The sequence below is a fragment of the Cronobacter sakazakii genome, assembly GCF_000982825.1.
Lineage (GTDB): Bacteria > Pseudomonadota > Gammaproteobacteria > Enterobacterales > Enterobacteriaceae > Cronobacter > Cronobacter sakazakii.
Genome location: NZ_CP011047.1, coordinates 3,653,823 through 3,672,538 on the forward strand (window position 1 = coordinate 3,653,823; position 18,716 = coordinate 3,672,538).

Genomic DNA, 18,716 nt, shown 5'->3' on the forward strand with positions numbered 1-18,716 from the left:
AGTGGAGAATAAGTCATGAAGCAAATGCTCACGCTTGAGGAATGGGCAGCAGAGAAATACCGGAGCAGTCCACCAGCTTTGAATACTCTGCGCCGATACGCTAAGCAAAATCTGTTTTCCCCACCAGCGATGAAACAGGGTCGCAAGTGGCGAGTAAGGGAAGATGCAGAACTTGTAGGCGAATTGGCTAAGCCGAATATCCGAAAGACTGACTCGCCAATACTTCAGAGGATTCTTGCTGATGGCAGCTCGACCACGTAAAAACAATGTTTCTGTTCCGAACCTTTACCCTCTCTACAGTAGAAAGGTGAACAAAGTTTACTGGCGCTATAAACATCCCGTCACAGGTAAGTTCCATGCGCTGGGTACTAATGAGGCAGAAGCTATAGCGATTGCTACAGAAGCTAACATGCGCCTGGCGGAACAAAGAACCCGGCAAATTCTGGCGATCAGCGACAGGATCGCCACCAGCAAAGGCAAAGCAATCACGGTTTCTACATGGCTGGATAGATACTGGAAGATTCAGGAAGAACGGCTGGCGACGGGCGACATCAAACTGAACACATTCAAACAGAAATCCAAACCGGTTTCGTTATTGCGAGAGCGAGTCGGTATGAAGCTGCTGCCATCAGTGGATGTTCGCGATATTGCTCAGTTGCTTGATGAGTACGTCACTGCCGGTCAGCCGAGAATGGCTCAGGTCGTAAGAACTGTGCTGGTAGATATTTTTAAAGAAGCGCAGCATGCGGGTGAAGTTCCTCCGGGTTACGATCCAGCTTCAGCAACTAAAAAGCCCCGCCGAAAAATTACCCGCCAGCGCCTCAGCCTGGAGGAATGGCAGCGGATATTCGAGATTGCAGACGCCAACCACCAATATATGGGTAACGCTATGTTGCTGGCTTTGGTAACCGGCCAGCGCCTGGGTGATATTTCGAGGATGAAGTTTAGCGATGTCTGGGATGATCAGTTGCACATTATTCAGGAGAAAACAGGAAGTAAAATAGCGATCCCATTATCGCTCCGCCTGAATGCCATTAACTGGAGTTTGCGGGATGTTATAGCGCGCTGTCGGGATTACGCGGTTAGCCCTTACCTCGTCCATTTTTTCAGGGCCACGTCGCAAGCAGAACGTGGCGCCCAAGTTAAAGCGAACACGCTAACCATGAATTTTAGTAAGGCTCGGGATAAGGCAGAAATTGACTGGAGGGAAGGAACGCCTGCGACATTCCACGAGCAGCGCTCGCTATCTGAACGTCTTTATAAGGAGCAGGGAATTGACACTAAAAAGTTGCTCGGCCACAAGTCGCAGCAACAGACCGATCGTTATAACGACGACCGAGGGAAGGACTGGACGACGATTGCAATTTAGGTTTTTGGGTTGGGGTTTTGATAACTTGTTTTGATAAAATTTTGATAACCGTTCGAAAGCTAATAATAAAAACGGGAACCATCAGGCTCCCGTTCTTCTTTAACCCGCCAGGCGGATTACATGTTCGCGATGATCGCGTCGCCAAACTCTGAACATTTCAGCAGTTTAGCGCCTTCCATCAGACGCTCGAAGTCATAGGTCACGGTCTTATTGTTGATCGCGCCTTCCATGCCTTTAACAATCAGGTCAGCCGCTTCGAACCATCCCATATGACGCAGCATCATCTCAGCTGAGAGAATGATAGAGCCCGGGTTCACTTTGTCCTGGCCTGCGTATTTCGGCGCGGTGCCGTGGGTCGCTTCAAACAGCGCGCACTCGTCACCGATGTTCGCGCCCGGCGCGATGCCGATGCCGCCAACCTGCGCCGCCAGGGCGTCAGAGATGTAGTCGCCGTTCAGGTTCATACAGGCGATGACGTCATATTCCGCCGGACGCAGCAGGATCTGCTGTAGGAAGGCGTCGGCGATAACGTCTTTCACAACGATCTCTTTGCCGTTGTTCGGGTTCTTGATTTTCACCCACGGGCCGCCGTCGATAAGCTCGCCGCCGAACTCTTCACGCGCCAGCTGGTAGCCCCAGTCTTTAAACGCGCCTTCGGTGAATTTCATGATGTTGCCTTTATGCACCAGGGTCACGGATTCGCGATCGTTGGTGATGGCGTATTCAATCGCCGCGCGCACCAGGCGTTTGGTACCTTCTTCAGAACACGGCTTGATGCCGATGCCGCAATGTTCCGGGAAGCGGATTTTCTTCACGCCCATCTCTTCGCGCAGGAATTTGATCACTTTCTCAGCGTCAGCGGAGTCGGCTTTCCACTCGATACCCGCGTAGATGTCTTCAGAGTTTTCACGGAAGATAACCATGTCGGTCAGTTCCGGGTGTTTAACCGGGCTTGGGGTGCCCTGGTAGTAACGTACCGGACGCAGGCAGACGTAAAGGTCCAGCTCCTGGCGCAGGGCGACGTTGAGAGAGCGAATACCGCCGCCAACCGGGGTAGTCAGCGGGCCTTTGATGGCAACGCGATATTCACGAATCAGATCCAGGGTTTCCTGGGGCAGCCAGACATCCTGACCGTAAAGCTGGGTAGATTTCTCACCGGTGTAAATTTCCATCCAGGAAATTTTACGCTCGCCTTTGTAGGCTTTCTCAACCGCGGCGTCGACCACTTTCAGCATCGCCGGCGTCACGTCCACGCCGATCCCGTCGCCTTCAATGAACGGGATGATCGGGTTGTGGGGGACATTCAGCTTGCCGTTTTGCGCTGTGATCTTTGCACCTTCCGCCGGAACTACTACTTTGCTTTCCATTCACCTCTCCTTCGAGCGCTTCTGGTTGTGACTCATTATGTTAATGATTTGTAATAGGCGTGATAATACTACCTGAATGTTCTGCCCCATGCCACGCCCTTATGAATAGGGTATAATGCGGTAATTGATAAAGCCTGAAAATAGTATGCAGAAAACTTCTTATAGAAATCACCGGCTTGAGCGATTCAGCTCACAACATTCCGCTAAGCGCCGCAAACCCGAAGGCCCGAAACGGCTGATCCTCTTCAATAAACCTTATGATGTACTGCCGCAGTTTACCGACGAGGCTGGCCGCCAGACGCTGAAGGATTTTATCCCGGTGGCGGGCGTCTATGCCGCGGGCCGTCTCGATCGCGACAGCGAAGGCTTACTGGTGCTGACCAACGACGGCGCGTTACAGGCTAAACTAACCCAGCCCGGCAAACGCACCGGCAAAATCTATTTTGTGCAGGTAGAAGGCGAGCCGACGGAAGCGGCGCTGGCGCAGCTGCGCACCGGCGTGACGCTGAACGACGGCCCAACGCTCCCGGCGGGCGTTGAGCGCGTTGAAGAGCCCGCCTGGCTCTGGCCGCGTATTCCACCGATTCGCGAGCGTAAATCGATTCCCACCAGCTGGCTTAAAATCACGCTCTATGAAGGGCGTAACCGGCAGGTGCGGCGCATGACGGCACACGTGGGCTTCCCGACGCTCCGGCTGATTCGTTACGCGATGGGCGACTATACTCTTGATTCTCTGGCCTGCGGCCAGTGGCGAGACGTTCCGCTCAAATAAGGAGAACCGGATGTTCAAACCCCATGTCACCGTCGCCTGTGTGGTACACGCGCAGGGCAAATTCCTCGTCGTGGAAGAGACCATTAACGGCAAAGCGCTCTGGAACCAGCCTGCCGGCCATCTCGAAGCCGACGAAACGCTGGTGGAAGCCGCGCGCCGCGAACTGTGGGAAGAGACCGGTATCCGCGCCGAACCGCAGCATTTTCTGCGTCTGCACCAGTGGCTGGCACCCGACAACACGCCGTTTTTGCGCTTTCTGTTCAGTATTGAACTCGACGCGCCGCTGCCGACCGAACCGCACGACAGTGATATCGATCTCTGCCGCTGGGTGAGCGCTGAGGAAATTCTTTCGGCGACCAACCTGCGCTCTCCGCTGGTGGCCGAAAGCATTCGCACCTGGCAGCGCGGCGAGCGTTATCCGCTCTCGCTGATTGGCGCGTTTAACTGGCCGCAGCGTTAACTTCACCGCACTATTTGTTTCGCACCGAAACTTTTAACGGCAGCTTAACCTGCTGCCGCCATCCGCTACACTCAGCACTATCTGCCATTCAGGCTACTGCCCCGCCCTTACCTCTGCCAGACAAACGCTAAATCGCCCGTTTTTCCACCAGTCATTTCGCTTTTTATGCCATTAAAGAACAAAAAATCGACGCCGATAAGAGATTGACCAGGAGGCTCGTAGCGAAGGGAAAGTAATGATTTTTCGTGGTTGATCCTGAGGAGCCGTGATGGCCAGACAATCCGTTCATAAAAAGATGAGTACCCGCGCACAAATGCTGCTGACGGGCGCATTAACCATCACGCTGGGGTTTGTCGTCACCATCGGCGTGCTGAGCTGGCAATCCAGCAACGAACAAAAATCCCTGGCCGAGAGCTATTTACGCCAGATTGCCCAGAGCGAAGCGCTGAAAATCCAGCAGGAGCTCAACTACGCGCGCGATGTGGCGCATAATCTTGGCCACAGCATGGCGTCCCTGCCCCGCGCCGGCATCACCGACCGTAAAGTCGCCGATCAACTGCTCGAAGGCGCGCTGCGCGATAACCCAAATTACCTCTCGATTTCCGTCATCTTTGAAGAAAACGCTTTTGACGGTCGCGACGCCGAGTTTGACGGCAAACCCGGCCAGGCGCCGAAAGGCCGTTACGCCTTTTTCGTCGACCACGGTCAGTCGGGTAATTACCAGTTTCACCCCCTGCTCTCCTACCTGACGCCGGGCCAGGGCGACTACTACCTGATCCCGCAGAAAACCCAGAAAGATACGCTGATTGAACCCTACAGCTACGCCTATAACGGCGTGCCGACGCTGCTGACCTCGGTGGCGGCCCCGATTGTCTCCGACGGTCAGCTTAAGGGCGTGGTGACATCCGATATTTCGCTGGCGTCGCTTCAGCAAAAAGTGAATCAGATTAAACCCTGGGAAGGCGGCGGTTATGCCATGCTGCTTTCAACGGCAGGCAAAATCGTCTCCTACCCGGATAAAAAGCTGACCAGCAAACCGTTCCCTGGCGATACCGCCGGTTTCACCAGCAATGTGGTTGAGCAGGACGATCCGATCCTTGGCGAAAAAGCGCTGGTCACCTGGCAGCCTGTCACCATCGGTAATAGCACGGATAAATGGTATCTCGGCATTGTGGCGCCGGTAAGCCAGGTGATGGCCGCCGCGAACCGCCAGTTAATGAACGCCATTATTCTTATGGTGGTGAGCATTCTGCTGGTGAGCGCACTGCTCGGTATCGTCTTTAGCCGCAAAGTGCTCCGGCCTCTCGGCGGTGAGCCGCTGGAAGCCGCGACCATTGCGCTGGCCGTGGCCGACGGCAAGCTCGATAACGCGATTGACGTTAAACCGGGCGATCGCGGCAGCCTGTTCTACGCCCTTCACACCATGCAGGCGCAGCTGCGCGGCATTGTCGGGCAGATTAAAGAGGCAAGCGACTCCGTGCGTCAGGGCGCGGGCGAAATCGTCAGCGGCAACATTAACCTTTCGTCGCGCACCGAAGAACAGGCAGCCGCGCTGGAGCAGACCGCCGCCAGCATGGAGCAGATCAGCGCGACCGTGAAACACAACGCCGCCAACGCCCATCACGCGACGGAACTGACCGCCAACGCCACGCAAATCGCCAGCCGCGGCGAAACGCTGGTCGGCCAGGTGGTACAGACGATGGCGCAGATCGACGACAGCTCGAAGAAAATCAGCGATATCACCACGATGATTAACAGTATCGCGTTCCAGACCAATATCCTGGCGCTCAACGCGGCAGTAGAGGCGGCGCGCGCGGGTGAACAGGGCCGCGGCTTCGCGGTGGTGGCAAGCGAAGTCCGAAGCCTGGCGCAGCGCAGCGCCAACGCGGTGAAAGAGATTGCGGCGCTGATTGAAGAGTCGGGCCAGCGCGTGGCCAACGGGGTGCAACTGGTGAACGACGCCGGCAAAACCATGCAGGAGATGACCCAGGCGGTGCATTCCGTGCAGACCATTATCGGGGAGATTGTCAGCGCTTCGGATGAGCAGTCGAAAGGCATCAGTCAGGTGACGATCGCCGTGAACGAAATGGACGGCGTGACGCAGCAGAACGCCGCGCTGGTGCAGCAGATGGCGGCAGCGGCCAGCTCGCTCGAAGAGCAGGCGCAACAGCTGGCGCAGACCGTCGAGCAGTTTAGTCTTCAGGAAAGTTACGCCTGATCCCACTCGCGGGGGCCGATGCGCCCCCGCCTCTTTTCCCCCTCTTTTTATACGCGCCCGCGCGTCGCAATTCTTGCCGTTAAGCCCTTTTCTTCACGCCCGTAGGCAAACCCGGCGCGCTCAGGGGGTGTTTGCGCCGCCAGCGCGTGCTAGAATACGCCGCCTTTGTTTTAAGTCGTGAGTGGTGCAATGTCTGATAACAGCCAGAAAAAAGTCATCGTCGGCATGTCCGGCGGCGTCGATTCCTCCGTTTCCGCGTGGTTACTGCAACAGCAGGGCTATCAGGTGGAAGGTCTCTTTATGAAGAACTGGGAAGAGGATGACGGCGAGGATTATTGCACGGCCGCATCCGACCTCGCAGACGCCCAGGCGGTGTGCGATAAGCTCGGCATTGAGCTGCATACCGTGAACTTCGCTGCTGAATACTGGGATAACGTGTTTGAGCATTTCCTGGCGGAATATAAAGCCGGACGCACGCCAAACCCGGATATCCTCTGCAACAAAGAGATCAAATTTAAAGCCTTTCTCGAATTCGCGGCCGAAGATCTCGGCGCGGATTATATCGCGACCGGCCACTATGTGCGTCGCGCCGATGTGGACGGCAAAAGCCGCCTGCTGCGCGGGCTTGATGGCAATAAAGACCAGAGCTACTTCCTCTATACGCTCGGCCACGATCAGGTCGCCCAAAGCCTGTTCCCGGTTGGCGAGCTGGAAAAACCGGAAGTGCGCCGCATTGCCGAAGAGTTAGATCTGGTGACGGCAAAGAAAAAAGATTCCACCGGCATCTGCTTTATCGGCGAGCGTAAATTCCGCGAATTTCTGGGCCGCTATCTGCCTGCCCAGCCGGGTAAAATCGTCACCGTTGACGGCGATACTATCGGCGAGCATCAGGGTCTGATGTATCACACGCTCGGCCAGCGCAAAGGGCTTGGCATCGGCGGCACCAAAGACGGCGGCGAAGAGCCGTGGTACGTGGTGGATAAAGACGTCGAAAACAATATTCTGATTGTCGCTCAGGGCCACGATCATCCGCGCCTGATGTCGGTCGGTCTTATCGCACAGCAACTGCACTGGGTCGATCGCGAGCCCGTCACCGCGCCGTTTACCTGCACCGTGAAAACGCGCTACCGTCAGGCCGATATTCCCTGCACCGTCCGTCCGCTGGATGACGATCGCATCGAAGTGGTGTTTGACGAGCCGGTCGCCGCGGTCACGCCGGGACAATCCGCCGTGTTTTATCTCGGCGAAGTGTGCCTCGGCGGCGGTATTATCGAACAGCGCCTGCCGCTGCCGGTCTAAGCCTGATGCCGCCTGCGCGGCCATGAATGAACAGCCGCGATAAAAAGGAGTCTGTGTGGCAAAGAACTTCTACGACATCACCCTTGCGCTGGCGGGCATTTGCCAGTCGGCACGTCTGGTTCAGTCGCTCGCGCATGAGGGCACGTGTGACAGCGAGGCCCTGCGCGTCTCGCTTAAAAGCGTGATTGATCAGAACCCGGCGTCGACGCTTGACGTTTTCGGCGGCCGCGAAGCCGGGCTGAAAATCGGCCTGGAGACGCTGCTTGGCATGCTGAACACCAGCAGCCGTCAGGGCCTGGGCGCAGAACTGACGCGCTATACGTTAAGCCTGATGGTGCTGGAGCGTAAACTTGCCGCCAGCAAAGGCGCGATGAATACGCTTGGCAATCGCATCGCGGATTTAAGCCGCCAGCTTGAGCATTTCGAGCTGGAATCCGATACGCTGATGAACGCGATGGCCGGCATTTATGTGGATGTGATTAGCCCGCTCGGCCCGCGTATTCAGGTCAACGGCTCGCCCAACGTGCTGCAAAGCCCGCAGATCCAGGCGAAAGTTCGCGCCACGCTGCTCGCCGGTATCCGCGCCGCGGTGCTCTGGCAGCAGGTCGGCGGCGGACGCCTGCAACTGATGTTTTCCCGTAATCGTCTGACCACCCAGGCGAAACAAATTCTTGCTCAATGTTAACCTCTCAGGAGTGACTGATGGAATTATCCTCACTGACCGCCGTTTCCCCCGTTGATGGACGCTACGGCGACAAAGTCAGCGCGCTGCGCGCCATTTTCAGCGAATTTGGCCTGCTGAAATTCCGCGTACAGGTTGAAGTACGCTGGCTGCAAAAGCTGGCCGCACACGCAGCGATCAAGGAAGTTCCTGCTTTTGACAAAAACGCAAACGATTTCCTCGATGCGATTGTCGCAGGCTTTAGCGAAGAAGACGCGGCGCGCATTAAGACCATCGAGCGCACCACCAACCACGACGTCAAAGCGGTTGAGTATTTCCTGAAGGAAAAGGTGGCTGACGTTCCGGCGCTGCACGCGGTGTCTGAGTTTATCCACTTCGCCTGTACCTCAGAGGACATCAACAACCTCTCCCACGCGCTGATGCTCTCCACCGCGCGCGAAGAGGTGATCCTGCCGTTCTGGCGCAACATTATTGACGCAGTGAAAGATCTGGCGCACCAGTACCGTGATATCCCGCTGCTCTCCCGCACGCACGGCCAGCCAGCCACGCCGTCCACCATGGGCAAAGAGATGGCGAACGTCGCGTACCGGATGGAGCGTCAGTACCGTCAGCTCCAGCAGGTCGAGATCCTCGGTAAAATCAACGGCGCGGTCGGCAACTATAACGCCCACATCGCGGCGTACCCGGAAGTGGACTGGCACCAGTTCAGCGAGGAGTTTGTGACCTCGCTCGGCATCCAGTGGAACCCGTACACCACCCAGATTGAGCCGCACGACTATATCGCTGAGCTGTTCGACTGCATGGCGCGCTTTAATACCATCCTTATCGACTTCGACCGTGACGTCTGGGGTTACATTGCGCTGAACCATTTCAAACAGAAAACCATCGCTGGCGAAATCGGCTCTTCCACCATGCCGCACAAGGTCAACCCGATCGACTTCGAAAACTCCGAAGGCAACCTGGGGCTTGCGAACGCCGTGCTGCAACATCTGGCGAGCAAACTGCCGGTCTCCCGCTGGCAGCGCGACCTCACCGACTCCACCGTTCTGCGTAACCTGGGCGTCGGCGTCGGTTATTCGCTCATCGCGTATCAGTCGACGCTGAAAGGCGTGAGCAAGCTGGAAGTGAACCGCGATCGCCTGCTGGCTGAGCTCGACAACAACTGGGAAGTGCTGGCCGAGCCGATTCAGACCGTGATGCGCCGCTACGGCATTGAGAAGCCGTATGAGAAGCTCAAAGAGCTGACCCGCGGTAAACGCGTTGACGCCGAAGGCATGAAGCAGTTCATCGACAGCCTTGAACTGCCGGAAGACGAAAAAACCCGTCTGAAAGCGATGACGCCGGCCAATTACATCGGCCGCGCCATCCAGATGGTTGATGACCTGAAATAAGCCTCTGCGCGCCACCTGCGGGTGGCGCGCTGCCTTCTCCCCTCGCCTTTTCCGCCCGCCTGTTGATGCCTCGCTGGTTTATCCAATGTTTATGCCCTTTCAGTAATAATTGGCGTTAAACTATTTATATATTTGATGGATAAGGGGACCCCGGATGCGCGTGCTGGTCGTCGAGGATAACGCCTTACTGCGGCATCACCTGAAAGTGCAGCTCTCGGAGCTTGGCCATCAGGTGGATGCGGCGGAAGATGCCAAAGAAGCGGATTATTACCTGAATGAACACCTGCCGGACGTGGCGATTGTCGATCTGGGTCTGCCGGATGAAGACGGTCTGAGCCTGATCCGTCGCTGGCGCGCCAGTGAGATCACGCTGCCTGTTCTTGTACTCACCGCCCGTGAGGGCTGGCAGGATAAAGTCGAAGTGCTGGGCGCCGGTGCCGATGATTACGTCACCAAGCCGTTTCACATCGAAGAAGTGGTGGCGAGAATGCAGGCGCTTTTGCGCCGCAACAGCGGGCTCGCTTCGCAGGTGATCTCTATGCCGCCGTTCGTGGTGGATCTCTCGCGCCGGGAAGTGACCATCAACGACAATCTGATCCGCCTGACCGCCTTCGAATACACCATTATGGAAACGCTTATCCGTAACGCGGGCAAGGTTGTCAGCAAAGACTCGCTGATGCTCCAGCTCTACCCGGATGCGGAGCTTCGCGAAAGCCACACCATTGACGTGCTGATGGGCCGTCTGCGTAAAAAAATCCAGGCGGAATACCCGGGCGAAGCGATCACGACAGTGCGCGGCCAGGGTTACCGGTTCGATCTACGCTAAATGAAAAAAAACGTCCTGCGCCACTTTCTCCCGCTCTCGTTGCGGGTACGCTTTTTACTCGCGACCGCGGCGGTGGTGCTGGTGCTCTCGCTCGCCTACGGCGTGGTGGCGCTGGTGGGTTACAGCGTCAGTTTCGATAAAACCACCTTCAGACTGCTGCGCGGTGAGAGCAATCTCTTCTATACCCTTGCCCGTTTCGAAAACGGCAAACTGACCGTTGAGATCCCCGACCATATCGACAGGCAGAGCCCGACGCTGACCTTTATCTATAACGAAAAAGGCAAACTGCTCTGGTCGCAGCGCGATGTGCCGCGCCTGATGAAGGCGATTCGCCCTGAGTGGCTCAACGCGAACGGTTTTCACGAGCTGGAGACGCGCTTTAGCGATTCGCGCCTGCTGCTTGGCGCAAACCGGGCGCTGCAAAAGCGGCTTAATGATTACGACCCGGATAAAAACGACGAAACCACGCACTCGGTCGCGGTCAATGTCTATCCGGCAACCACCAATATGCCCGCGCTGACGGTCGTGGTGGTAGACACCATTCCTGACGAGCTGAAAAGCTCGTGGAGCGTCTGGAACTGGTTTATCTATGTGCTGGCGGCGAATCTGCTGCTGGTGATCCCGCTCCTGTGGCTCGCCGCCTGGTGGAGCCTGCGCCCCATAGAAGCGCTGGCGCGCGAAGTGCGCGAGCTGGAAGAGCACCATCGTGAACAGCTGAACCCTTACACCACCCGCGAACTGACGAGCCTCGTCCATAACCTCAACCGCCTGCTGAAAAGCGAGCGCGAGCGCTACGAGAAATACCGCACAACGCTCACCGATCTCACCCACAGTTTGAAAACGCCGCTGTCGGTGCTCCAGAGCACGCTGCGATCGTTGCGCACCGGCAAAACGGATGTGGAACAGGCCGAGCCGGTGATGCTTGAGCAGATAAGCCGTATTTCACAGCAGATAGGCTACTATTTGCATCGCGCCAGTATGCGCAGCGGCAATATGCTGCTGAGCCGCGAGCTGCACCCGGTGGCGTCTCTCCTGGATAACCTCACCTCGGCGCTGAATAAGGTCTACCAGCGCAAAGGCGTCAGCATTACGCTCGATATTTCGCCGGAAATTGTCTTTATCGGCGAGAAAAACGATTTTCTCGAAGTGATGGGCAACGTGCTGGATAACGCCTGTAAATATTGCCTGGAGTTTGTCGAAGTGACCGCGCGGGTGGCGGATGACACGCTGCACCTGGTGGTGGAAGATGATGGCCCCGGTATTCCTGAAAGCAAACGCGCGCTGGTGTTTGATCGCGGTCAGCGGGCCGATACGCTGCGCCCGGGCCAGGGCGTTGGGCTGTCGGTCGCCCGTGAAGTGGTGGAGCAATATAGCGGGCAGATCCTCACCAGCACCAGCGCGCTTGGCGGCGCACGCATGGAAGTGATTTTCGCCCGTCAGCAGCCGCCGGTGGGCGAATCTTCCGCAACGCTTCGAAAAAACCTGTCAGACAACCACGCAGAGTGACGCGCGTCCGTTATAATCCGACTCATCTTCAGAGCCTGCGGAATACAATATGGACTACCACGTAGAGATAAACTGGCCCGATTTCATTGAACGCTACTGGCAAAAACGCCCGGTGGTGTTAAAGCGCGGCATTAAGAATTTTGTCGACCCGCTCTCCCCGGACGAACTGGCCGGTCTTGCGATGGAGAACGAGGTGGACAGCCGCCTGGTCAGTCATCAGGACGGCAAATGGGACGTGAGCCACGGCCCGTTCCAGAGCTACGATCATTTAGGCGAAACCAACTGGTCGCTGCTGGTGCAGGCGGTGAATAACTGGCACGAGCCGAGCGCCGCGCTGATGCGCCCGTTCCGCGCCCTGCCGGACTGGCGTATTGACGATCTGATGATCTCCTTTTCGGTGCCAGGCGGCGGCGTTGGCCCGCATCTTGATCAATACGATGTGTTTATTATCCAGGGCGTTGGCCGTCGCCGCTGGCGCGTCGGCGAAAAAGTGCCGATGAAACAGCACTGCCCGCACCCGGATCTGCTGCAGGTCGCGCCGTTTGAAGCGCTGATCGACGAAGAGCTGGAGCCCGGCGATATCCTCTATATTCCGCCGGGATTCCCGCACGAAGGCTATTCGCTGGAAAACTCGATGAACTATTCCGTGGGCTTTCGCGCACCGAGCGGTCGCGAGCTTATCAGCGGGTTCGCCGATTATGTGTTGCAGCGTGAGCTCGGCAGCCATCGTTACAGCGATCCGGATGTGCCCGCACGCGAATGTCCTGCAGACATTGTGCCTGCGGAAGTCGAAAAGCTGCGCGACATGATGCTGGATCTCATCCGCGACCCGGATAATTTCAACGAATGGTTTGGTGAGTTTATCACCCAGTCGCGTCACGAGCTGGATGTGTCGCCGCCGGAGCCGCCGTACCAGCCGGATGAAATTTACGATGCGCTGAAACAGGGTGATACGCTGGTACGTCTCGGCGGTTTGCGCGTGTTGCGTATTGGCGATGAGGTGTTCGTAAACGGCGAGAAGATTGACTCACCGCACCGCCCGGCGCTGCATCAGTTGGCCAATGAAGTGGTGCTGAATGAGGCGATGTTCGGCGAGGCGCTGGAAGACCCGTCATTCCTGGCAATGCTGGCCGCGCTGGTAAACAGCGGGTACTGGTATTTTGCGGAGTAAGGCGTCGGTTATCGCGGGTATCGCGGTGGGTGCGCTTCGCTTACCCACCCTACGACATAACTCGAAGGGTTTGATGTCAATGGTGGGTGCGCTTCGCTTACCCACCCTACGACATAACGCGATGGGTTTGATGTCAATGGTGGGTGCGCTCCGCTTACCCACCCTACGACATAACGTGAACGGTTTGATGTGAATGGTGGGTGCGCTCCGCTTACCCACCCTACATAAATGATCCCTGAATTTGTAGGGCGGGTAAGCGCAGCGCACCCGCCTCTTTTACGCCTTTTGCGCCTTTACGCCTTCCGCTGCGCGGTTAATTCGGCGATACGCACAATCACCTGCACCGCTTTTTCCATTCCTTCCAGCGTCGCAAACTCATGTTTGCCGTGATAATTGTACCCGCCGGTGAAAATGTTCGGGCACGGCAGCCCCATAAACGACAGCTGCGCACCGTCGGTGCCGCCGCGAATCGGCTTTAACTGCGGCTCCATGCCGCAATCGACAATCGCCTGGCGCGCAATCTCGATGATATGCGGATGCTCCGCCACCTTCTCGCTCATATTGTAATAGCTGTCCTCGATGGCCAGCTCAATATAACAATCCGGGTGCAGCCCCTTACCGACCTGTTTCGCGATATCCATCATACGGCGTTTGCGCGCTTCGAAATTCTCGCGGTCGAAATCGCGGATGATGTAATGCATCTCGGCACGATCCACCGAGCCTTTCATGGTGTGCAGATGGTAAAACCCCTCGTAGCCTTCGGTGCACTCCGGGCTTTCGTCGGCGGGCACCAGCGCGTGAATGCGCGCGGCGAGCGACAGCGCGTTCACCATCACGCCTTTGGCGCTGCCGGGGTGCACGTTGTTGCCAACAATTTTGATGGTCACCGAGGCCGCGTTAAAATTCTCATACTCCAGCTCGCCGATACCGCTGCCGTCCATGGTGTACGCCCAGCGCGCATCAAACGCTTCAACGTCAAAATACTTCGCCCCCTTGCCCACCTCTTCATCCGGCGTAAAGGCCACGCGAATATCGCCGTGGGGAATGTTTTTCTGCGAAAGCGTCGCCATGGCGGTCATGATCTCTGCGACACCCGCTTTATCATCCGCGCCTAACAGCGTTTTGCCGTCGGTGGTGATAAGCGTGTGGCCGAGCAACTGATGGAGCACCGGAAACATCACCGGTGAGAGGATCTCTTCGCCGGTGCCGAGCGCGATATCCCCGCCGCGGTAGTTTTCAACGATTTGCGGGTTCACGTTTTTGGCGGTGAAATCTGGCGAGGTATCGACATGAGAAATGAATCCGATGGGCGGGACGGGTTTATCTACGTTGGCGGGCAGCGTGCCCATCAACGTGCCGTGTTCGCTTAGCGACACGTTAACCATGCCCAGTTCTTCCATCTGGTTCTTAAGCAGGTTTAACAGCTTCCACTGGCTTTCGGTGCTGGGAACATGCTTCACCCCGGCCCGTGACTGGGTATCCATAGTGACATATTGCAGGAAACGTTCGAGTAATTTATCCATGTTCTCACCCCTGTTATTTTGTGACGTTATTATCATTAAGCATTAAAAGACAAATATTGTTTCAGGTCACCTTTCGCCCGGCGAAGAGGAATAATCCTGCGGGGAAAAAGGGGGTATCTCCTTCTTCATGCGCCTGACGTGACAGAAAACGTGGAAAACCACGCGAAACCGGCAAGAAAGCGTCTGTGGCATTGGCGATTTCAATGGTTTGCCGTAGAATGCCTGCCCTTATCACGTGCCAGACCCAAAGGTGGTTCATCACAAACCCCGCATCCGGTTTCGTCTTGATGCGTTTTTTACGGGACAGAGTCAAAAAATTGAATACACAGCCGCGCTCGCTTTCCCCGCTTCTGCAACTGGCGGATATCGGGAAAAGCTTTGATGGTAAAACCGTCATTTCTGATTTCTCACTGACCATCAATCATGGTGAATTCCTCACGCTCCTCGGCCCCTCCGGCTGCGGTAAAACCACCGTGCTGCGCCTTATCGCAGGCCTTGAGAACGCCGACGCCGGGCGGATCACGCTCGATGCACAGGACATCACCGACGTTCCCGCCGAGCATCGCCACGTCAATACCGTTTTCCAGAGCTACGCCCTGTTTCCGCATATGACGGTGTTTGAGAACGTCGCGTTTGGCCTGCGGATGCAAAAAACACCCACCGCTGAGATAACGCCGCGCGTGATGGATGCTTTAAAGATGGTGCAGCTTGAGGAATTTGCCCAGCGCAAACCGCATCAACTTTCCGGCGGCCAGCAGCAACGCGTGGCGATCGCCCGCGCCGTGGTCAATAAACCCCGCCTGCTGCTGCTTGATGAATCGCTCTCAGCGCTCGACTATAAACTGCGCAAACAGATGCAGAACGAGCTGAAAGCGCTGCAGCGCAAGCTGGGGATTACGTTTGTGTTCGTGACGCACGATCAGGAAGAAGCGCTGACGATGTCTGACCGCATCGTGGTGATGCGCGACGGGCGCATCGAGCAGGACGGCACGCCGCGCGAAATCTACGAAGAACCCAAAAACCTGTTTGTGGCGAGCTTTATCGGCGAGATCAATATCTTTGACGCCACCGTCCTTGAGCGTATCGACGCGCAGCGCGTGCGCGCAAATGTGGAAGGCCGCGAATGCGTGCTGTATGTCGCCTTTCCGGTGACGGCAGGCCAAAAACTCAACGTCCTGCTGCGCCCGGAAGATCTGCGCGTTGAAGAGATTAACGGCGACGGCGAGGCCGACGGCCTGATAGGCTTTGTGCGCGAGCGCAACTATAAAGGCATGACGCTGGAGTCGGTCGTTGAGCTGGAAAACGGCAAAATCGTGCTGGTCAGCGAATTCTTTAACGAAGATGACCCGGATTTTGACCACTCGCTCGATCAGAAAATGGCCGTGACCTGGGTGGAGAGCTGGGAGGTGGTGCTGGCCGATGAAGAGCTCGCGTAAATTCCAGAATGTGGTGATAGCCACCATCGTCGGCTGGCTGGTGCTGTTTGTTTTTCTGCCCAACCTGATGATCATCGCCACCAGCTTTCTCACCCGCGACGACGCGCATTTCGTAAGCCTGGTCTTTACGCTGGATAACTACGCGCGCCTGCTCGACCCGCTCTATTTTCAGGTGCTGCTGCACTCGTTGAATATGGCGCTGCAGGCGACTCTGGCGTGTCTGGTGCTGGGTTACCCGTTTGCGTGGTTTCTGGCGAAACTGCCCGCGAAAGTGCGCCCGCTGCTGCTGTTTTTACTGATAGTCCCGTTCTGGACGAACTCGCTTATCCGCATCTACGGGCTGAAGCTGTTTCTCAGCACGCGCGGCTATCTGAACGAGTTTCTGCTGTGGCTTGGCGTCATCGACACCCCGATGCGCATTATGTACACGCCATCGGCGGTGATTATCGGCTTGGTCTATATTCTGCTGCCGTTTATGGTGATGCCGCTCTACTCCAGCATCGAGAAGCTCGATAAGCCGCTGCTCGAAGCCGCGAAAGATCTCGGGGCCAGCAAACTGCAAACCTTTGTGCGCATCATTCTGCCGCTGACGATGTCGGGGATTATCGCCGGATGTCTGCTGGTAATGCTGCCCGCGATGGGGCTGTTTTATGTCTCCGATCTGATGGGTGGCGCGAAAAACCTGCTTATCGGCAACGTTATCAAGAGCCAGTTCCTGAATATCCGCGACTGGCCGTTTGGCGCGGCCACCAGCATTACGCTGACGCTGGTAATGGGGCTGATGCTGCTGGTGTACTGGCGCGCCGCGCGCCTGCTTAACAAGAAGGTGGAACTGGAATGATCGGTCGCCTGCTGCGCGGCGGTTTTATGACCGCCATTTACGCTTATCTTTATATTCCGATCGTGATCCTGATTGTGAATTCGTTCAACAGCTCGCGTTTCGGCATTAACTGGCAGGGCTTTACCACTAACTGGTACAGCCTGCTGATGAACAACGACAGCCTGTTACAGGCCGCGCAACACTCGCTGACGATGGCGGTGTTCTCCGCCACGTTCGCGACTATGATCGGCGCGCTGACGGCGGTCGCGCTCTACCGCTACCGTTTTCGCGGCAAACCGTTTGTCAGCGGCATGCTGTTTGTGGTGATGATGTCGCCCGATATCGTGATGGCGATTTCCCTGCTGGTGCTCTTTATGCTGGTGGGCATTCAGCTTGGCTTCTGGTCGCTGCTGTTTTCGCACATCACCTTCTGCCTGCCGTTTGTGGTCGTAACCGTCTATTCACGGCTGAAAGGCTTTGACGTGCGAATGCTTGAAGCGGCGCGCGATCTGGGCGCCAGTGAAATCACGATTCTGCGCAAAATCATTCTGCCGCTGGCGATGCCGGCGGTGGCGGCGGGCTGGCTGCTGAGCTTTACGCTGTCGATGGATGACGTGGTGGTGTCGTCGTTCGTGACGGGGCCGGGCTATGAAATCCTGCCGCTGAAAATTTACTCGATGGTCAAAGTGGGCGTGTCGCCGGAAGTGAACGCGCTCGCCACCATTCTGCTGATGCTGTCGCTGGTTCTCGTACTGGCAAGCCAGCTGATGCTTCGCGATAAAACGAAAAGCCTGCCTCGCCAGGCCTTAAACCCAGGGGACGTAAAATGAAAAAATGGTCACGCCACCTGCTTGCTGCGGGTGCTCTGGCGTTCGGCATGAGCGCCGCGCATGCTGATGATAAAAACACGCTCTATTTCTACAACTGGACCGAGTATGTGCCGCCGGGCCTGCTTGAACAGTTCACGAAGGAGACGGGCATTAAGGTTATCTATTCGACCTATGAATCGAATGAAACCATGTACGCCAAGCTGAAGACCTACCAGCAGGGCGCCTACGATCTCGTGGTGCCGTCCACCTACTTTGTCGACAAGATGCGCAAAGAAGGGATGATCCAGAAGATCGACAAGAGCAAGCTGTCGAATTTTCACAATCTGGATCCGGCGATGCTGAATAAGCCTTTCGATCCGAATAACGACTACTCCATTCCCTACATCTGGGGCGCGACGGCGATAGGCGTGAACAGCGACGCCATCGATCCGAAAAGCGTGACCTCCTGGGCCGATCTCTGGAAGCCGGAATACAAAGGTAGCCTGCTGTTGACCGACGATGCGCGCGAAGTGTTCCAGATGGCGCTGCGTAAGCTCGGGCTTTCCGGCAATACCACCGATCCGAAAGAGATTGAAGCGGCCTATAACGAGCTGAAAAAACTGATGCCAAACGTGGCGGCGTTTAACTCCGACAACCCGGCGAACCCGTATCTGGAAGGCGAAGTGAATCTCGGTATGGTGTGGAACGGCTCCGCGTGGGTCGCTCGTCAGGCGGGCACGCCGCTGGATGTCGTCTGGCCGAAAGAAGGCGGGATCTTCTGGATGGACAGCCTCGCTATCCCGGCGAATGCGAAGAATGTGGAAGGCGCGCATAAGCTGATTAACTTCCTGCTGCGCCCGGATGTGGCAAAACAGGTGGCAGAGACCATCGGTTACCCGACGCCAAACCTGGCGGCCCGTAAGCTTCTGAAGAAAGAGGTAGCCGAGGATAAATCGCTCTATCCGGACGAAGCCACCATCAAGAAAGGCGAATGGCAGAACGACGTCGGCGACGCCAGCGCGATCTACGAGTCGTATTATCAGAAGTTAAAGGCGGGACGGTAAGTT

At 56.6% G+C, this 18,716-nt stretch carries 17 protein-coding genes; 15 read left to right on the forward strand and 2 right to left on the reverse strand.

What is annotated here, in order from left to right; genetic code table 11:
• The first annotated feature begins 15 nt into the window (after window positions 1-15).
• Together CSK29544_RS17450 and CSK29544_RS17455 are read left to right on the forward strand one after the other, a co-directional pair.
• Entirely contained in the window at window positions 16-261 is a 246-nt protein-coding gene (locus CSK29544_RS17450) for an excisionase (protein ID WP_029039456.1), read from the forward strand.
• Window positions 242-1,369 (forward strand): site-specific integrase, encoded by a 1,128-nt coding sequence (locus CSK29544_RS17455; RefSeq protein ID WP_007901058.1) that lies wholly within the window; start codon window positions 242-244, stop codon window positions 1,367-1,369. Before CSK29544_RS17450 ends, CSK29544_RS17455 begins: the two co-directional genes overlap by 20 nt.
• A 116-nt stretch (window positions 1,370-1,485) precedes the next feature.
• On the opposite strand, the gene icd is transcribed toward CSK29544_RS17455, so the two are convergent.
• Window positions 1,486-2,736, reverse strand: coding sequence for an NADP-dependent isocitrate dehydrogenase (gene icd, locus CSK29544_RS17460; RefSeq protein WP_007849342.1), 1,251 nt, complete (start codon window positions 2,734-2,736; stop codon window positions 1,486-1,488).
• 145 nt (window positions 2,737-2,881) lie between these two features.
• On the opposite strand from icd, the gene rluE reads away from it, so the two are divergent.
• The 9 genes from rluE to CSK29544_RS17505 all read left to right on the forward strand — a co-directional run bounded on the left by rluE (window position 2,882) and on the right by CSK29544_RS17505 (window position 13,061).
• The gene (rluE, locus tag CSK29544_RS17465) at window positions 2,882-3,508 is read left to right on the forward strand and encodes a 23S rRNA pseudouridine(2457) synthase RluE (protein ID WP_029039455.1); all 627 of its coding nucleotides are present in this window, start codon (window positions 2,882-2,884) and stop codon (window positions 3,506-3,508) included.
• A gap of 10 nt (window positions 3,509-3,518) precedes the next feature.
• Window positions 3,519-3,968: an NUDIX hydrolase gene (locus CSK29544_RS17470; RefSeq protein WP_004387964.1), complete on the forward strand. Its 450-nt coding sequence runs from the start codon at window positions 3,519-3,521 to the stop codon at window positions 3,966-3,968.
• 268 nt (window positions 3,969-4,236) lie between these two features.
• Window positions 4,237-6,186 (forward strand): methyl-accepting chemotaxis protein, encoded by a 1,950-nt coding sequence (locus CSK29544_RS17475; RefSeq protein WP_007901065.1) that lies wholly within the window; start codon window positions 4,237-4,239, stop codon window positions 6,184-6,186.
• A gap of 189 nt (window positions 6,187-6,375) precedes the next feature.
• Window positions 6,376-7,485 carry a tRNA 2-thiouridine(34) synthase MnmA gene (mnmA, locus tag CSK29544_RS17480; protein ID WP_007849335.1) on the forward strand — a complete coding sequence of 370 codons (1,110 nt, stop codon included), beginning with the start codon at window positions 6,376-6,378 and terminating at the stop codon, window positions 7,483-7,485.
• Window positions 7,486-7,540: 55 nt separating this feature from the next.
• On the forward strand, window positions 7,541-8,170 hold the full coding sequence (gene hflD / locus CSK29544_RS17485) for a high frequency lysogenization protein HflD (protein WP_004387966.1): 630 nt from the start codon (window positions 7,541-7,543) through the stop codon (window positions 8,168-8,170).
• A gap of 17 nt (window positions 8,171-8,187) precedes the next feature.
• Entirely contained in the window at window positions 8,188-9,558 is a 1,371-nt protein-coding gene (gene purB, locus CSK29544_RS17490; protein ID WP_007901069.1) for an adenylosuccinate lyase, read from the forward strand.
• A gap of 154 nt (window positions 9,559-9,712) precedes the next feature.
• Window positions 9,713-10,384 carry a two-component system response regulator PhoP gene (gene phoP, locus CSK29544_RS17495; RefSeq protein ID WP_004387968.1) on the forward strand — a complete coding sequence of 224 codons (672 nt, stop codon included), beginning with the start codon at window positions 9,713-9,715 and terminating at the stop codon, window positions 10,382-10,384.
• A complete protein-coding gene (phoQ, locus tag CSK29544_RS17500) occupies window positions 10,385-11,890 on the forward strand; it encodes a two-component system sensor histidine kinase PhoQ (RefSeq protein ID WP_029039454.1) in 1,506 nt (501 codons plus the stop codon).
• Window positions 11,891-11,939: 49 nt separating this feature from the next.
• Window positions 11,940-13,061 carry a ribosomal protein uL16 3-hydroxylase gene (locus CSK29544_RS17505; protein WP_007889845.1) on the forward strand — a complete coding sequence of 374 codons (1,122 nt, stop codon included), beginning with the start codon at window positions 11,940-11,942 and terminating at the stop codon, window positions 13,059-13,061.
• A gap of 293 nt (window positions 13,062-13,354) precedes the next feature.
• Here CSK29544_RS17505 and pepT read toward each other — a convergent pair whose 3' ends face one another.
• Window positions 13,355-14,584, reverse strand: a complete 1,230-nt coding sequence (pepT, locus tag CSK29544_RS17510) for a peptidase T (RefSeq protein WP_029039453.1) — start codon at window positions 14,582-14,584, stop codon at window positions 13,355-13,357.
• A gap of 287 nt (window positions 14,585-14,871) precedes the next feature.
• On the opposite strand from pepT, the gene potA reads away from it, so the two are divergent.
• The 4 genes from potA to potD are packed head-to-tail and all read left to right on the forward strand — an operon-like array spanning window position 14,872 to window position 18,713.
• Entirely contained in the window at window positions 14,872-16,020 is a 1,149-nt protein-coding gene (potA, locus tag CSK29544_RS17515) for a spermidine/putrescine ABC transporter ATP-binding protein PotA (protein ID WP_029039452.1), read from the forward strand.
• Window positions 16,004-16,861 (forward strand): spermidine/putrescine ABC transporter permease PotB, encoded by an 858-nt coding sequence (potB, locus tag CSK29544_RS17520; RefSeq protein WP_007889853.1) that lies wholly within the window; start codon window positions 16,004-16,006, stop codon window positions 16,859-16,861. The genes potA and potB overlap by 17 nt, the downstream gene beginning before the upstream one ends.
• The gene (gene potC, locus CSK29544_RS17525; RefSeq protein WP_007866860.1) at window positions 16,858-17,670 is read left to right on the forward strand and encodes a spermidine/putrescine ABC transporter permease PotC; all 813 of its coding nucleotides are present in this window, start codon (window positions 16,858-16,860) and stop codon (window positions 17,668-17,670) included. The genes potB and potC overlap by 4 nt, the downstream gene beginning before the upstream one ends.
• Window positions 17,667-18,713: a spermidine/putrescine ABC transporter substrate-binding protein PotD gene (gene potD / locus CSK29544_RS17530; protein ID WP_007889855.1), complete on the forward strand. Its 1,047-nt coding sequence runs from the start codon at window positions 17,667-17,669 to the stop codon at window positions 18,711-18,713. The genes potC and potD overlap by 4 nt, the downstream gene beginning before the upstream one ends.
• Window positions 18,714-18,716: the final 3 nt, after the last annotated feature.

What these genes read in the sequence shown, in the direction of transcription:
- CSK29544_RS17450 (WP_029039456.1), top strand. Translation starts at nt 16, where the DNA reads ATGAAGCAAATGCTCACGCTTGAGGAATGGGCAGCAGAGAAATACCGG.
- CSK29544_RS17455 (WP_007901058.1), top strand. Translation starts at nt 242, where the DNA reads ATGGCAGCTCGACCACGTAAAAACAATGTTTCTGTTCCGAACCTTTAC.
- icd (WP_007849342.1), bottom strand. Translation starts at nt 2,736, where the DNA reads ATGGAAAGCAAAGTAGTAGTTCCGGCGGAAGGTGCAAAGATCACAGCG.
- rluE (WP_029039455.1), top strand. Translation starts at nt 2,882, where the DNA reads ATGCAGAAAACTTCTTATAGAAATCACCGGCTTGAGCGATTCAGCTCA.
- CSK29544_RS17470 (WP_004387964.1), top strand. Translation starts at nt 3,519, where the DNA reads ATGTTCAAACCCCATGTCACCGTCGCCTGTGTGGTACACGCGCAGGGC.
- CSK29544_RS17475 (WP_007901065.1), top strand. Translation starts at nt 4,237, where the DNA reads ATGGCCAGACAATCCGTTCATAAAAAGATGAGTACCCGCGCACAAATG.
- mnmA (WP_007849335.1), top strand. Translation starts at nt 6,376, where the DNA reads ATGTCTGATAACAGCCAGAAAAAAGTCATCGTCGGCATGTCCGGCGGC.
- purB (WP_007901069.1), top strand. Translation starts at nt 8,188, where the DNA reads ATGGAATTATCCTCACTGACCGCCGTTTCCCCCGTTGATGGACGCTAC.
- phoP (WP_004387968.1), top strand. Translation starts at nt 9,713, where the DNA reads ATGCGCGTGCTGGTCGTCGAGGATAACGCCTTACTGCGGCATCACCTG.
- phoQ (WP_029039454.1), top strand. Translation starts at nt 10,385, where the DNA reads ATGAAAAAAAACGTCCTGCGCCACTTTCTCCCGCTCTCGTTGCGGGTA.
- CSK29544_RS17505 (WP_007889845.1), top strand. Translation starts at nt 11,940, where the DNA reads ATGGACTACCACGTAGAGATAAACTGGCCCGATTTCATTGAACGCTAC.
- pepT (WP_029039453.1), bottom strand. Translation starts at nt 14,584, where the DNA reads ATGGATAAATTACTCGAACGTTTCCTGCAATATGTCACTATGGATACC.
- potA (WP_029039452.1), top strand. Translation starts at nt 14,872, where the DNA reads ATGCGTTTTTTACGGGACAGAGTCAAAAAATTGAATACACAGCCGCGC.
- potB (WP_007889853.1), top strand. Translation starts at nt 16,004, where the DNA reads ATGAAGAGCTCGCGTAAATTCCAGAATGTGGTGATAGCCACCATCGTC.
- potC (WP_007866860.1), top strand. Translation starts at nt 16,858, where the DNA reads ATGATCGGTCGCCTGCTGCGCGGCGGTTTTATGACCGCCATTTACGCT.
- potD (WP_007889855.1), top strand. Translation starts at nt 17,667, where the DNA reads ATGAAAAAATGGTCACGCCACCTGCTTGCTGCGGGTGCTCTGGCGTTC.